A 14,020-nucleotide genomic window follows, 5' to 3' on the forward strand; every position below is an offset into this window, starting at 1 on the left:
CCGAGTAAGTGGGTGGAAAGCTCAGGCGAGCGACACATCCTTGAGAAAGGCCTCGACCCGTGGGTGCTGGCCATTGCGCAGAACCTGGGGGGCGTCGTCGCACACCACCCGGCCCTTTTCCATGAAGACGATGCGGTCCGAGACCTTGAAGGCGAAGTTCATCTCGTGGGTGACGATCACCATGGTGATGCCCTCCTGGGCCAGCGACTCGATCACTTGCAGTACCTCGTTGACCTTCTCCGGGTCGAGGGCCGAGGTCGGCTCGTCGAACAGCATGATTTGCGGGCGCATCATCAGCGCGCGGGCAATGGCCACGCGCTGTTGCTGGCCGCCGGACAGCTGGTGCGGGTACTTCCAGGCGTGATCGAGCATGCCGACCTTGTGCAGCAGCGCGTAGGCCTGCTGCTTGAGCGCGGCGGGTTCGTCCAGGTGGTGGTAGCGCGGGGCGAGCAGCAGGTTGTCGAGCACGCTCAGGTGCGGGAACAGGTTGAAGCTCTGGAACACCATGCCGATGTTCAGGCGGTGCTCGGTGTGTTCGATGAAGCGGGGCTTCTGCGCGCCGTCCTTGCGCAGGTGGATGAACGGCTGGCCGTTGATCTGGATCTCGCCGTTGTCGAGCTGTTCCAGGCCATTGAGCAGGCGGATCAAGGTGGTCTTGCCGGAGCCCGACGGGCCGATCACCGACACTACTTCACCGGGCTTGACCTGCAGGTTGACCGAGCCGAGCACCTCGACATCGTTGTACGCCTTGTGCAGCCGCGCAGCCTGCAGGGCGGGGGTGTGCAGGTCGAGCACCGGGCGCTGCACGGCGGCGGCCTGCTGGGTGGCCAGGGCCAGCACCTGCTCGTCGGGGGTACGGGTCACTTCACGCTGGGTGACATCGAGGAAGCGTTCCAGGCGTTTGAGCAGGAAGTCGAACACGGTGACGATCAGCACGTAGTAGAAGGCCACGGCAGCCATGGTTTCCATGACCAGGAAGTTCTGTGAATACAGGCGCTGGCCGACCATCAGGATCTCGGTCAGGGAAATCACCGAGACCAGCGAACTCAGCTTGACGATGGAGATGTACTCGTTGGCCAGCGACGGCAAGGCTACACGCAGCGCCTGGGGGATCACCACGCGCCATTGCGTGCCCAGAAAACGCAGGCCCAGGGCTCGTGCCGCTTCACCCTGGCCCTTGGGAATCGACAGCAGGCCGCCACGGTGGATCTCGGCGACGTAGGCGGTCTCGCAGATCACCAGGGCGATGAGACCGGCCCAGAAGGGGTTGGCCAGCACCGCCGAAGTGGCCGGGATGGCCTGCGGCAGGTTGTAGATGAAGATCAGCAGCACCAGCAGTGGCACGCTGCGGAAGAACCAGATGTAGCCCCGCGCGGGCAGGTTGAGTGCGGGTAAGCGGGACTGCTTGGCCAGGGCGACGAAAAACCCCAGGGCGATGCTGATGACCCAGGTCAGGGTGCTGAGCTTGATGACCGTCCAGGTGGCCAGCCAAAACTGTGTATCGCCAAAAAGGCCGAACATGTATTTCCAGTCGAAGGTCATCGTTATCAGGCCCGTTTGAGGAATGTGAAGTGCACGCTTAGTTGTGAGCGCCGTGTACCGATGCCTACAGAATCAATAACCGAGTGACTTATCGTCAATTAGAAAATTACGTGCCTTTGCATAGGATTGTCCTATGTTAGTTATTGAGCTAGTTGTCCGGCTGACGGTGTTCAGTAATATGCTCTACGAGGGTGCGTGGCGCTGCTCATGGCCCGGATTTGCAGTATTTTGGTGCGCATTGGCAGGCCGGGTTCGGGTGTGGTTTTTAGCCATGTAGCGGATTTAACGGCGGTTTTACTGGGCGTGGCGGGCGTGGCACGGCTTTCGCTTGTGGATTGCAAACTATTCAGAAATCTGCACTGAAAAGTTTTTGGCTATGGAGTTGTGATGACCCACTTTACGTTGAGACAACTTCGATACTTTGTCGCCGTGGTCGAAGAAGACAGTATTGTCGAGGCCGCTCGACAATTGCATATCTCCCAGCCGTCCATTTCGGTGGCCATCAAGAATCTTGAAGAAAGTTTCAGTCAGAAGTTATTCATTCGGCATCACGCCCAAGGCGTTTCGCTGACCGCCAGCGGTCGCCGGCTGTATGAAAAAGCCAAGGAATTGCTGAGGCTCTCCTACGAGCTTGAACAGAACGCTCGTGCCGAGAACGAAATGGTCTCCGGCACCATCGCCATCGGCTGTTTCGAGTCGGCAGCGCCGCTGTACATGCCGCGCCTGGTGGCCGGTTTCAAGCGGCATTACCCGGAGATCACCATCCAGCTGCACGACGGCGAGCAGCACGAGCTGATGCATGGCGTGCACCGGGGGCGCTTCGACCTGGTGTTCCTCTACGACCTGGAGCTGGGTGACTCGATCAACAAGGAAAAGCTCAACGCCCCGCACAAGCCCTATGCGCTGCTGCCGGCAGCGCATCCGCTGGCCGGCAAGAAGGCCGTGACCCTCAAGGAGCTGAGCCGCGAACCGATGATCCTGCTCGACGTGGTGCCAAGCCGGAACTACTTCATCGACATCTTCAAGGAGAAGGGCTATCACCCGACGGTCGCCTACAGCTCGCCCTCGATCGAAATGGTGCGTTGCATGGTCGGCCAGGGCCTGGGCTTCTCGGTGCTGGTCACCCGCCCGACCACCGACCTGACCTACGACGGCAAGCGCCTGGCGCAGGTCAACATCCATGACGAAATGCCTGCGTCGACCTTCATCATGGCCTACCTGCGCAACAACGAACCCACCAAGGCCACGCGGCTGTTCATGGACTACTGCCGCGATTTCGATCTGTCGCCGGTCATCAAGGAAGACGAGCCGTACGCTGTATGAGGCGACGGGGCGGCCCTTGTGCAGCGCAGGTCTTTTGTTGTGTACGGCAGCCGCACACTGCCTGTCTGGGCGCTGGCCTGTTCTAATGGCGGCTTTCCCGGCTCAGGTAGCATGCCTTGACTCGATCCGCCTTCGCTCTATTGCTTGCCCTTGTGGCGTCCCCTGTTCTGGCAGCCGATGAAGCACCGCTTTATCGCGACATCAAGGATTGGCTGGTGGGTTGCGACAATACCCGCGCCTGCACCGCCATCGCGGCCGTACAAGCGCGTTACGACACCGGAACCGACACCTACAGCCTGCGCGTGACCCGTGAGGCGGGGCCGGGCGGTGAGTTGCGCGTGGGGCTGTTCAGTTACAACCCGCCCACCGGCCAGCCGCTGCTCGACGGCCAGCCGCTGAGCATTCGCCTGGGCCCCGGACGGCCCGATACCGGCGATGTTGGGGAAGTCTTCGCCGTGCAGGGCGACAGCGCACAGCGTCTGCTCGCCGAGCTGCGCAATGGCAAGCAACTGAGCCTGCCGGTGGCTGACGGCGTGGTCGTGGCCTCGCTGTCTGGCATGAGCGCCGCGTTGCTGTTGATGGACTCCGTACAGGGGCGGATCGGTTCCACCACGGCGCTGGTACGCCAGGGGCCGGCGCCTGCCTCGAGCGTACCGACGGCACCGGCGCCCCCCTCGTTGCCGGCCTGGCAGGCTCCGGCGCCGCTGAGTCCGGTCGATAGCCAGCGGCTGTTGGATACGGTGATGGTCACTACACGGGCGCAATGGCAGGCCGAGGTGTATGAGGACAGCCCTCCCGAGGGCAAGGCGTTTGCCCTTACTGCGAACCAGGCGCTGGTGATCATCAAGACCGGTTGTGCGGCGTATAACTGCACCTACAGCCTGTACCAGGTGCCGCTCGCGCACCCTGACCAGGCCCGCCCGATCAATATGGCCGAAATGTCCCGCTGGCCGGACCTGCAGCCCACCGGCGAGGTGGACTTCGACCCGGTCACTGGCGAGTTGAGCAGCCTGCAGCTGGCCATGGGCATGGGCGGTTGTGGCACTTCGGCGCGCTGGCGCTACGACCGTGAGCAATTCAGGTTGACGCACCTGGCGCAGATGGGCGTTTGCATGGGGCTGAATGAAGCCCAGTGGCCGGTGTTGTGGCGCACCGTGGACGCGCCATGATCGACAGGCCGCTCAGCGGCCCGTCACGGCACCGCCAGCCTGTTCTTCGTCACGCAGGCCGGCGCTCAGCTCATCGCAACTGGCTGACCAGCGTGCCAGCCACTCGGGCAATGGCGGTGAATGCTGCAGCCCCATTTCGGCGATGAGTTCAGCGGGCGCGAGGTTGCCCTTGGGGCCGCGAAACAGACCGCGCATGATCACCACGCCAACCGTGCGGCCGTCCTTGACGAAGCGATGCTCGATGAAGCTCCACTTGTCGTCCCAGCCCAGCAGGCGTGTGTGAATCTCGAAACGCTCGAACAGTTTCAGTTCTCGCCTGAACTTGCCCCAGACATCACCGACGATCGGCCGCGCCCGATGCCGCAGCGCGGCGCGGAAGGCACCGCTGCGCAGCACGTAGTCCATACGCCCTACGTCGGCGAGGGTGAAGTAGCGGCCATTGGTGACGTGACGGTTCAAGTCCAGGTCCAGCGGCCATACCCGCATCGGAATTACCGTGACGGCCAGGCCGTCGACCGGTCTGCGCCAGGGACGGCGCAGCAGCATGAAGATCAAGCGAAACCACAGATTCATGAACGAGGCCTGCATGGCGAATGGAAGACTGCACTGTACGGTGTGGCCAGGGCATTCTGTAAATGCAGAAATGACTTATTCCCGGCGATTTGTGCAAGCGCGGCTTGCGCTGCATGCCAGGCGGCCACCAGGCGCCTGTACAGGCGTCAAAAAGCATTAGGAATCATTGGCATACAGGCAGGTAAAAAGCTGTGTTAAAGGCGTGCATTAGCGTTAGAATCGGCGCGCTTTCGCCCTGGCGCCGCGCTGGCCGGATGGCCTGCGGCCCGACCCGCCGAGGGGCGGGCTTCTCCACCTGTTATACGGGTGTAAACTTGCATGACGCGCCCGCGCGCACTCAGGTCCAGCCAACATGACGCAGATTTCCGAACGCTTTCTGGTGCAGGCGCATCTGGCCGCCAAGCAGCCGAGGGTGTTGAGCCCCGAAGAACAAGCCGATTACCGCGCGCAGATCGCCGCCGAACTCAAGGCGCGCGATGCCGTGCTGGTGGCTCACTATTATTGCGACCCGGTGATCCAGGCCCTGGCCGAGGAAACCGGCGGGTGTGTCGCCGACTCGCTGGAAATGGCGCGCTTTGGCAAGAATCATCCGGCCAGCACCGTGCTGGTGGCCGGGGTGCGCTTCATGGGCGAGACCGCGAAGATCCTCACCCCGGAAAAGCGCGTGTTCATGCCCACCCTGGAAGCCACCTGCTCGCTGGACGTCGGTTGCCCCATCGACGAGTTCTCGGCGTTCTGCGACCAGCATCCGGAACGCACCGTCGTGGTGTATGCCAATACCTCGGCAGCGGTGAAGGCGCGTGCCGACTGGGTGGTGACCTCCGGTTGTGCACTGGAGATCGTCGAAAGCCTGATGGACAACGGCGAGAAGCTCATCTGGGCGCCGGACAAGCACCTGGGTCGCTACATCCAGCGCCAGACCGGTGCCGACATGCTGCTGTGGGACGGTGCCTGCATCGTGCATGAAGAGTTCAAGTCCAAGCAGCTGGAAGACATGAAGGCGCTGTACCCGGAGGCTGCGATCCTGGTACACCCCGAGTCGCCGGAATCGGTGATTGCCCTGGCCGATGCCGTGGGCTCCACCAGCCAGATGATCGCCGCGGCGCAGCGCCTGCCGAACAAGACGTTCATCGTCGCCACCGACCGCGGCATCTTCTACAAGATGCAGCAGCTGTGTCCCGACAAGGTGTTCATCGAAGCGCCCACCGCCGGTAACGGTGCGGCTTGCCGCAGTTGCGCACATTGCCCGTGGATGGCCATGAACACTCTGGAGCGGACCCTGCAGTGCCTGCAGGAGGGCAGCAACGAGATCTTCGTCGACCCGGCGCTGATTCCGCATGCGGTACGCCCGCTGCAGCGCATGCTGGATTTCACCCAGGCCGCGCGCCTGAAGCTGTCCGGCAACGCCTGACCCCGCGTGCATCAACGAAAAAGCCCGGCATCGCTGCCGGGCTTTTTCGTTGTCAGTTCATCATGTCCTTGACCAGGCGTTCCTGCTCGGCCAGTTCCTTCTGCCGCGCGTCGATGCGCGAGGCCAGCTGGAAGTTGTTGCTGGCGCGGCGCTTGGCGAAGTCCAGTTGCTGGATGGCTTGGCGGAAGTCGCCCATCAGGGCGAAATATTCGGCACGCGCCTGGTGCAGGCCGACGGTATTGCCGGTCAGGCCGCGGGCTTCGGCCACCTGGTACCAGATGTCCGGGTCGGCCTGGCGGTTCTTCAGCAGCGCATCCAGGGCCTTTTCCGCTTCGGCGCTCTTGCCTTGCTTGAGCAGGGCATCGATACGCGCCTGGTTCAGCGGGTAGTTGCCGGGGTACTGCACCAGCAGGCGTTCGGCCCGCTGCTGGGCGTCGGCCAGACGATTGCTGGTGATATCCAGGTCGATCTGCGCCAGGTTGTAGGTGATGTCGTCGGGGGCCTTGTCCAGCAGCGTCTTCAAGCCTTCGCGGGCTTCGTTGAGCTGTCCGCCCTTGATCTGCGCGATGGCCAGGCCGTAGCGGGCGTAGTCGGCCTTGGGGTTCTCGGTGAGCTGGGCGCGGAAACGCTTGGCGGCGATGCCAGGGGTTTCTTCGTAGATCAACGCGACCCTGGCGCGCATCAGCTGGTAGCGCATGCTGTCTTCCTTGCCCCCCGGCGGTGCCTGTTCGGCGCGGTTGCGGGTGTCGGCGATACGCGATTCGCTGACCGGGTGGGTGAGAAGGAATTCCGGCGGCTTGGCGTCGTAGCGGTACTGGCGCATCAGGCGCTCGAACATGGTCGGCATGTTACGCGGGTCGTAGCCGGCCTTTTCCAGGTTGAGAATGCCGATGCGGTCGGCTTCCTGTTCGTTCTGCCGCGAGAAGCGACGTTGTTCCTGAATCGCGGCGGCCTGAGAGCCGGCGATGGTGGCGATGCCGGCATCGCCGGCACCGGCGGCGGCCATGACGATACCGGCCAGCATTGCGGCCATGACTGGCACCTGCATGCGTTGCTGCGCCTCGACCCCCCTGGCGAAGTGGCGTTGTGACAGGTGAGCCAGTTCGTGAGCCATCACCGAGGCGTACTCGCCCTCGGTCTGCGCATAAAGGAACAGCCCGCCGTTGACCCCGATGATGCCGCCCGGTGCCGCGAAGGCGTTGAGCTGCTTGCTGTTGATCAGGATGAACTCCAGGCGCCGGTCCTGCACCTGGCTGGTCTCCGCGAGCCGGTAGACCGAAGTTTCCACGTAGTCCTTGAGCTGCGGGTCAGAGAGCTGGTCCACTTGCGAACGCAACATGCCCAGCCAGGCGCGACCCAACTGGTGCTCCTGTTCGGGGGAGACGATCGACGAGCTGGAATCGCCCAGCGACGGCAGGTCATCGGCCATGGCTGGGGAGGCCAGCAGGCAGGCCAGGGTGAGCAGTGTAGGACGCAGGAAATTCATGCACGCGGCTCTGGACGAATGAACACCTACTGTAGCTGCCTCAATGGCTTGCTGACCAGAGTGCGGTATTCTTCGAGGCCTGTACGCAACATGCTGAACACTTTTTGCCAGGTGGATGTGCCTGGCTGGAGAGAAACGATGTCTGACGCTGTAGCTCCGCCGATCTGCGATGCCGAACTGGACGCTCGCGGGTTGAACTGCCCCTTGCCACTGCTCAAGGCCAAGATGGAACTCAATCGCCTGGACAGTGGCGCCGTGCTCAAGGTGCTGGCCACCGACGCCGGCTCGCAACGCGACTTTCGCAGTTTCGCGCGCCTGGCCGGTCATGCGCTGCTGCATGAGAACGTGGAGGGTGGAACCTATACCTACTGGTTGCGCAAGGCCTGATCAGGCACGGCGCCGCTTCACCGCACAAAAGGATGCTTGATGTACAAGGTGCTTCACGACTGGATGCAGCGCTACTTCTCCGACGAGGAGGCGGTGGTGCTGGCCGTTCTGCTGTTACTGGGCTTCACCCTGATTCTCACCCTCGGTGGCATGTTGGCCCCGGTGCTGGCCGGGCTGGTACTGGCCTTTCTGATGCAGGGGGTGGTCAACCTGCTGGTGCGCCTGCGCCTGCCGGAGCGTCTGGCGGTCGGGCTGGTGTTCACCCTGTTCATCGGCGGCCTGCTGGTGTTCCTGCTGGTTCTGGTGCCGCTGTTGTGGCATCAGCTGATCACCCTGTTCAACGAGTTGCCGGGCATGCTCGCCAAGTGGCAGTCGCTGCTGCTGTTGCTGCCCGAGCGCTACCCGCACTTGGTTTCCGACGAGCAGGTGCTGCAGGCCATCGAGGTGGCGCGGGGCGAAGTAGGCAAGTTCGGCCAGCTGGCGCTGACCTTTTCACTGTCGAGCCTGCCACTGCTGGTCAACCTGATGATCTACCTAGTGCTGGTGCCGATCCTGGTGTTCTTCTTCCTCAAGGACCGCCAGCTGATGCGCCGCTGGGCACGCGGCTACCTGCCGCGTGAGCGGGCGCTGCTGACCCGGGTGGCCAAGGACATGAACCGGCAGATCGCCAATTACATCCGTGGCAAGGTCATCGAGATCTTCATCTGCGGTGCAGTCACCTACGTGGCCTTCGTGGCTCTGGGGCTCAACTACGCGGCGCTGCTGGCGCTGCTGGTGGGGATTTCCGTGGTGGTGCCCTATGTCGGCGCGGTGGTGGTCACCGTGCCGGTGGCGCTGATCGGGCTGTTCCAGTGGGGCTGGGGCGACCAGTTCATCTACCTGATGGCCATCCACGGCATCATCCAGGCGCTGGACGGTAACGTGCTGGTGCCCATGCTGTTCTCCGAGGCGGTGAACCTGCATCCGGTGGCGATCATCTGCGCGGTGCTGCTGTTCGGCGGGCTGTGGGGCTTCTGGGGGATTTTCTTCGCCATCCCGCTGGCCACGCTGTTCAAGGCGGTGCTCGATGCGTGGCCGCGGCAGGAACCGACAGTAGCGCCGATTCTCTGAAGGGCGAGGGCGGCAGCGGCTGCCGCCCTCCGCTCAGGCCTGGTTCAGCTCGCGGGCGCGGGCCAGGACCTCGTCGACATGGCCAGGCACCTTCACGCCGCGCCATTCATGACGCAGCACGCCGTTCTTGTCGATCAGGAAGGTGCTGCGGTCCACGCCCAGGTATTCCTTGCCGTAGAGCTTCTTGAGCTTGATGACGTCGAACAGCGCGCACAGCGCCTCGTCCTTGTCGGAAATCAGCTCGAACGGGAAAGCCTGCTTGGCCTTGAAGTTCTCATGGGTCTTGAGGCTGTCGCGGGAGACGCCGAACACCAGGGTATTGGCCGCTTCGAATTCCGCCATGGCATCGCGGAAGTTCTGGCCCTCGGTGGTGCAGCCCGGGGTGTTGTCCTTCGGGTAGAAGTAGATCACCACCTGACGGCCCTTCAGGCCGGACAGGCTGACGGTCTGCCCGCTGGTGGCGGGAACCTGGAAATCGGCAACGGGTTGGTCGACTGCTACGGCCATCGGGGACTCCTTTACATGGGGGCTTGTGGGCGCCAAGGCTCGATCAGTGCATCGAGGTTCAGCGCATCGGCGAAATCCAGGAACTGATCACGCAGCCAGCTGATCTGGGTGCCGGCCGGCAAGGTCACGGTGAAGGTCGCGTTGAGCATGGTGCCGCCGGTCTGCGGTGCCAGGTAGGTATCGCAAGTGAGGTTCTCCAGTTCGACGTTGTGGTCGATGAAGAACTGGCACAGCTCGTTGACGATGTCCGGGCGGTAGGCCGAGCTGACGTAAGCCACGTAGGGCAGGGCCTCGGGACGGTTGTCCAGGGCCGCGCTGCGCACCACGCTGATGGTGAAAGCGTGTTTCTTGCTCAGGTTGGGCAGTGCGGCCTCTAGGCGAGCCAGGGCGTCCCAGCTGCCGGACACCTGCAGCACCAGTGCGCTGAACTCGCCGTGACGGGTCAGGCGCGAGCTGACCACCGAGCAGCGGCTTTCATGACTGGCCCGGCACAGGACGTTGGCCAGTTCCATGGGGCTGGCGCCCAGGGCGCTGATGACGAGGAATTGTTCGCGGACGGAGGGGGTGGAGGACATGCAGCATTCCTAGATGATGAACGGTCGGTATCTGGCCTGCCTGGTGCGGACGATCGACGCGGCGGGCTGCACGACGAGGACCTCGAAGCCTTGGGTCGTGGCCTGCCGGGGCAGGGGCGCGACGCGCTGGAACGGGGCTGTCGGAGGGCAAGGCCGGACGATTGGACTCAGTGCGCAGGCGAACGATATCGAGCAAAGGGCCAAGGGTAGCGAAATACGGCGCGCAGGGGAATGCCGGGCGCGCTCCAGTCGCCTGACGGAATCACGCCCGACAAGCTGCCCATGCGCAGCGAGCTGCGCCCAAACGCCTGGCGCCGCCAGCTTGTACAAGGCTGATGGCGCCAGTACCATTACGGCTCTCTTTTTCCGGCAGGAGCGGTTGCATGATTGCGGGCAGTATGGTGGCGCTAGTCACACCCATGGATGCGCAAGGTAGTCTGGACTGGGACGCCCTGAGCAAACTGGTGGACTTCCACCTGCAAGAGGGCACCAACGCCATCGTTGCCGTGGGCACCACGGGCGAGTCGGCGACGCTGGATGTGAATGAGCACATCGAAGTGATTCGTCGCGTGGTCGACCAGGTGGCCGGACGTATACCGGTCATCGCCGGCACCGGTGCCAACTCCACCAGCGAAGCGGTTGAGCTGACCCGCAATGCCAAGAGCGCCGGTGCCGATGCCTGCCTGCTGGTCGTGCCGTACTACAACAAGCCGACCCAGGAAGGCCTGTTCCAGCACTTCAGCCATATCGCCGGTGCCGTCGACATTCCGCAGATCCTCTACAACGTTCCGGGCCGTACCGCCTGTGACATGCAGGCCGAGACCGTGATCCGCCTGTCCAAGGTGGACAACATCATCGGCATCAAGGAAGCCACCGGCAACCTGGAGCGCGCCAGGCAGATCATCGAAGGCGTGAGCAGCGACTTCCATGTCTACTCCGGTGACGACGCCACCGCCGTGGAACTGATGCTGCTGGGCGGCAAGGGCAACATTTCGGTCACCGCCAACGTCGCCCCGCGCGCCATGAGCGACCTGTGTGCCGCCGCCCTGCGCGGTGATGCCGCCGCGGCCCGTGCCATCAACGATCGCCTGGCGCCGCTCAACAGCGCGCTGTTCGTCGAATCCAACCCTATCCCCGTGAAGTGGGCGCTGCATGAGCTGGGCCTGATGCAGACCGGTATCCGTCTGCCGCTCACCTGGCTCAGCCAGTCCTGCCACGAACCGCTGCGCCAGGCCATGCGCCAGGCCGGTGTACTGGTCTAATGAGGAAGTACAACGCAATGAAGCGATTGGCCGGACTTTCCGCACTTGCCCTGATCATCTCCAGCACCAGTGGCTGCGGCTGGCTGTGGGGCCCTGACGGGTACTTCCGTGATCGCGGCAGCGATTACCTGGAAGCCACCCAGACCGCACCGATGCAGGTGCCTTCCGACATCACCAGCGTCAAGCGCATGGATCCGCTGTTGCCGATCCCGCGCAATGTCGCCGACAGCGCGCAGAAGAGCGGCGAGTACCAGGTACCCCGTCCCCAGCCGCTGAGCGTCGATTCCGCGCAGTCCAGCGACTTCAGCCTGCAGCGCAATGGCGATGCGCGCTGGATCCTGGCCCAGCGCCCACCGGCCGAGGTCTGGCCGATCGCCCACCAGTATTTCGAAGACAACGGCTTCCGCATCGCCGAAGAGCGCCCGCAGACCGGTGAGTTCACCACCACCTGGCAGCGCAGCGACGAACTCTCCGCGCCTGTGGCGCGTCGCCTGGGGGCCAGCGGCACCGCCAGTGACGCCGAGACTCGTGTGCGCGTGCGTATCGAACCGGGCGTGCAGCGCAACACCAGCGAGATCTACGTGGTCAGCGTCAGCCGTCCGGCGGGCAGCACCAGCGAAGTGGAATTCCCGGCGCGTACCGTCAACCTGGGCGTCGACTCGTCGCTGACCGATGACCTGCTGGCCAGCATGAGCCGCAACGCCGAGCAGGGCGGTTCGGTGTCGCTGCTCGCTGCGCGTGACTTCGATGCGCCAAGCCGCGTGAGCCTGAGCACCGACGGCAACGGCAACCCGGTGCTGAACGTGGGTGAGGACCTCGACCGTGCCTGGTCCAGTGTCGGCCGTGCCCTGGACCAGGGTGACTGGCGTGTCGAAGACATCAACCGCAGCCTGGGCCTGTACTACATCAACCTGGCCGAGCGCGCCAAGCAGCCTGACGAGAAGCCCGGCTTCTTCAGTGGCATGTTCGGCAACAAGCCGACCAAGGAAGAGCTCGAAGCCCGTGCCGAGCGCTATCAGGTACGCCTGAGCAAGGTCGGTGACAGCGTGCAGGTGACCGTAGAGAAGAACATCAATACCGTGGCGCCTGCCGATGTGGCACGCCGTGTATTGAGCGTCATTCAGGACCACCTGGGCTAAGTGCGTTTTGCGGTGCTGGGCAGCGGCAGCCGTGGCAATGCCACGCTGGTCGCGAGCCGCGATACCTATGTGCTGGTCGACTGCGGCTTTTCGCTGCGCGAGACCGAGCGGCGCCTGGCCAGGCTGGGCGTCGCAGCCGAACAACTGAGCGCGATTCTGGTAACCCACGAGCATGCCGACCATGTGCATGGCGTGGGTTTGCTGTCTCGGCGCTACAATCTGCCGGTGTATCTCAGCCGTGGCACCTTGCGCGGGCTGCGCAAGCCGGTGGAGGCCGCAGGCCTGCTCAATGCCGGCGAACGGCTGCGCATCGGTGCGCTGGACATCGACGTGGTGTCGGTGGCCCACGATGCCCTGGAGCCGACCCAGTTCGTCTTCAGTGACGGTCAGCGGCGTTTCGGCGTGCTGACCGACCTGGGCTCATACTGCCCGGGCGTATTGCAATGCTATCAGGGCCTGGATGCCCTGATGATCGAGGCCAACCATTGCCGCGACATGCTTGCCAGGGGACCGTACCCGGTCTTTCTCAAGCAGCGGGTGGGGGGCGACACAGGACATTTGAACAATCACCAGGCCGCGCGCCTGGTGAGCGAGCTGGGATGGCAGACACTGCAACACCTGGTGCTGGCCCATCTGAGCAGCAAGAACAACCGGCCGCAGCTGGCCCGGCAATGTTTCGTCGACACCCTCGGGTGCGACCCGGACTGGCTGCAACTGGCCGATCAAGATTGTGGGCTCGACTGGCGCCAGATCGCCTAGCCGCAGTCTCAACCTCAACGCAAGCGGAGCCCATCATGGAAAAACGCGAAGAACTCTACCGCGGCAAAGCCAAATCGGTTTACAAGACCGATGACGCCGACCGCCTGATCCTGCTGTTCCGTAACGACACCTCGGCGTTCGACGGCAAGCGTATCGAACAGCTGGACCGCAAGGGCATGGTGAACAACAAGTTCAACGCCTTCATCATGCAGAAGCTCGAAGAAGCCGGCGTACCGACCCAGTTCGACAAGTTGCTGGGCGACAACGAAGCGCTGGTGAAGAAGCTCGACATGATCCCGGTCGAGTGCGTGGTGCGTAACTACGCAGCCGGCAGCCTGGTCAAGCGCCTGGGCGTCGAAGAGGGCATGAAGCTCAACCCCTACACCTTCGAACTGTTCCTCAAGGACGACGCCAAGGGTGATCCGTTCATCAACGAATCCCACGTCGTGGCCTTCGGCTGGGCCAACGCCGAGCAGCTCGCGCGCATGAAGGAGCTGTCGCTGAAGGTCAACGAGGTGCTGAGCAAGCTGTTCGACGACGCCGGCCTGCTGCTGGTCGACTTCAAGCTGGAGTTCGGTGTGTTCCACGGCCAGATCGTCCTGGGCGACGAGTTCAGCCCCGATGGCTGCCGTCTGTGGGACAAGGAAACCCGCAAGAAGATGGACAAGGACCGCTTCCGCCAGGGTCTGGGCGACGTGATCGAAGCCTACGAAGAAGTCGCGCAGCGTCTGGGCGTGCCGCTGTAAGTTCGCAAGCGCTTGATAGCACGAAAAAAAT

Annotated in this window: 14 protein-coding genes; 9 read left to right on the forward strand and 5 right to left on the reverse strand. The window is 63.4% G+C overall.

From position 1 onward, the window contains the following. Positions 1–21: 21 nt before the first annotated feature. Positions 22–1,542 (reverse strand): amino acid ABC transporter permease/ATP-binding protein, encoded by a 1,521-nt coding sequence (locus QZ497_RS19495; protein ID WP_295478265.1) that lies wholly within the window; start codon positions 1,540–1,542, stop codon positions 22–24. A 387-nt stretch (positions 1,543–1,929) separates the two neighbouring features. Between QZ497_RS19495 and QZ497_RS19500 the strand changes: the two genes are divergently transcribed. Then, on the forward strand, positions 1,930–2,865 hold the full coding sequence (locus tag QZ497_RS19500) for a LysR family transcriptional regulator (RefSeq protein ID WP_295478268.1): 936 nt from the start codon (positions 1,930–1,932) through the stop codon (positions 2,863–2,865). Positions 2,866–2,981: 116 nt separating this feature from the next. Continuing rightward, positions 2,982–4,034, forward strand: coding sequence for a DUF1176 domain-containing protein (locus QZ497_RS19505; RefSeq protein WP_295478271.1), 1,053 nt, complete (start codon positions 2,982–2,984; stop codon positions 4,032–4,034). Between the two features lie 12 nt (positions 4,035–4,046). On the opposite strand, the gene QZ497_RS19510 is transcribed toward QZ497_RS19505, so the two are convergent. Next, positions 4,047–4,607: a thioesterase family protein gene (locus tag QZ497_RS19510; RefSeq protein WP_295478274.1), complete on the reverse strand. Its 561-nt coding sequence runs from the start codon at positions 4,605–4,607 to the stop codon at positions 4,047–4,049. Between the two features lie 352 nt (positions 4,608–4,959). On the opposite strand from QZ497_RS19510, the gene nadA reads away from it, so the two are divergent. Continuing rightward, entirely contained in the window at positions 4,960–6,018 is a 1,059-nt protein-coding gene (nadA, locus tag QZ497_RS19515) for a quinolinate synthase NadA (protein WP_295478277.1), read from the forward strand. Positions 6,019–6,070: 52 nt separating this feature from the next. On the opposite strand, the gene QZ497_RS19520 is transcribed toward nadA, so the two are convergent. Then, positions 6,071–7,504 (reverse strand): M48 family metalloprotease, encoded by a 1,434-nt coding sequence (locus QZ497_RS19520; protein ID WP_295478280.1) that lies wholly within the window; start codon positions 7,502–7,504, stop codon positions 6,071–6,073. Positions 7,505–7,642: 138 nt separating this feature from the next. Here QZ497_RS19520 and QZ497_RS19525 point away from each other — a divergent pair, with 138 nt between their 5' ends. Both QZ497_RS19525 and QZ497_RS19530 read left to right on the forward strand, forming a co-directional pair. Next, the gene (locus tag QZ497_RS19525; protein WP_295478283.1) at positions 7,643–7,891 is read left to right on the forward strand and encodes a sulfurtransferase TusA family protein; all 249 of its coding nucleotides are present in this window, start codon (positions 7,643–7,645) and stop codon (positions 7,889–7,891) included. A 39-nt stretch (positions 7,892–7,930) separates the two neighbouring features. Then, positions 7,931–9,001 (forward strand): AI-2E family transporter, encoded by a 1,071-nt coding sequence (locus tag QZ497_RS19530; protein WP_295478286.1) that lies wholly within the window; start codon positions 7,931–7,933, stop codon positions 8,999–9,001. A gap of 33 nt (positions 9,002–9,034) precedes the next feature. Here the strand turns inward: QZ497_RS19530 and QZ497_RS19535 are convergent, their stop codons facing one another. Together QZ497_RS19535 and QZ497_RS19540 are read right to left on the reverse strand one after the other, a co-directional pair. After that, the gene (locus tag QZ497_RS19535) at positions 9,035–9,508 is read right to left on the reverse strand and encodes a peroxiredoxin (RefSeq protein ID WP_295478289.1); all 474 of its coding nucleotides are present in this window, start codon (positions 9,506–9,508) and stop codon (positions 9,035–9,037) included. Between the two features lie 11 nt (positions 9,509–9,519). Next, positions 9,520–10,083: a glycine cleavage system protein R gene (locus tag QZ497_RS19540; RefSeq protein WP_295478292.1), complete on the reverse strand. Its 564-nt coding sequence runs from the start codon at positions 10,081–10,083 to the stop codon at positions 9,520–9,522. A 383-nt stretch (positions 10,084–10,466) separates the two neighbouring features. Between QZ497_RS19540 and dapA the strand changes: the two genes are divergently transcribed. Genes dapA through purC form a run of 4 tightly spaced genes read left to right on the forward strand, consistent with a single transcriptional unit; the run spans position 10,467 to position 13,989 of the window. Next, positions 10,467–11,345, forward strand: a complete 879-nt coding sequence (dapA, locus tag QZ497_RS19545) for a 4-hydroxy-tetrahydrodipicolinate synthase (protein WP_295478296.1) — start codon at positions 10,467–10,469, stop codon at positions 11,343–11,345. A gap of 17 nt (positions 11,346–11,362) precedes the next feature. Next, positions 11,363–12,484 (forward strand): outer membrane protein assembly factor BamC, encoded by a 1,122-nt coding sequence (gene bamC / locus QZ497_RS19550; RefSeq protein WP_295478300.1) that lies wholly within the window; start codon positions 11,363–11,365, stop codon positions 12,482–12,484. After that, on the forward strand, positions 12,485–13,243 hold the full coding sequence (locus QZ497_RS19555; RefSeq protein ID WP_295478303.1) for an MBL fold metallo-hydrolase: 759 nt from the start codon (positions 12,485–12,487) through the stop codon (positions 13,241–13,243). 35 nt (positions 13,244–13,278) lie between these two features. Then, positions 13,279–13,989, forward strand: coding sequence for a phosphoribosylaminoimidazolesuccinocarboxamide synthase (gene purC / locus QZ497_RS19560; RefSeq protein ID WP_295478306.1), 711 nt, complete (start codon positions 13,279–13,281; stop codon positions 13,987–13,989). The last annotated feature ends 31 nt before the right edge of the window (positions 13,990–14,020 follow it).

It is taken from the genome of uncultured Pseudomonas sp. (assembly GCF_913777995.1).
Classification (GTDB): Bacteria; Pseudomonadota; Gammaproteobacteria; order Pseudomonadales; family Pseudomonadaceae; genus Aquipseudomonas.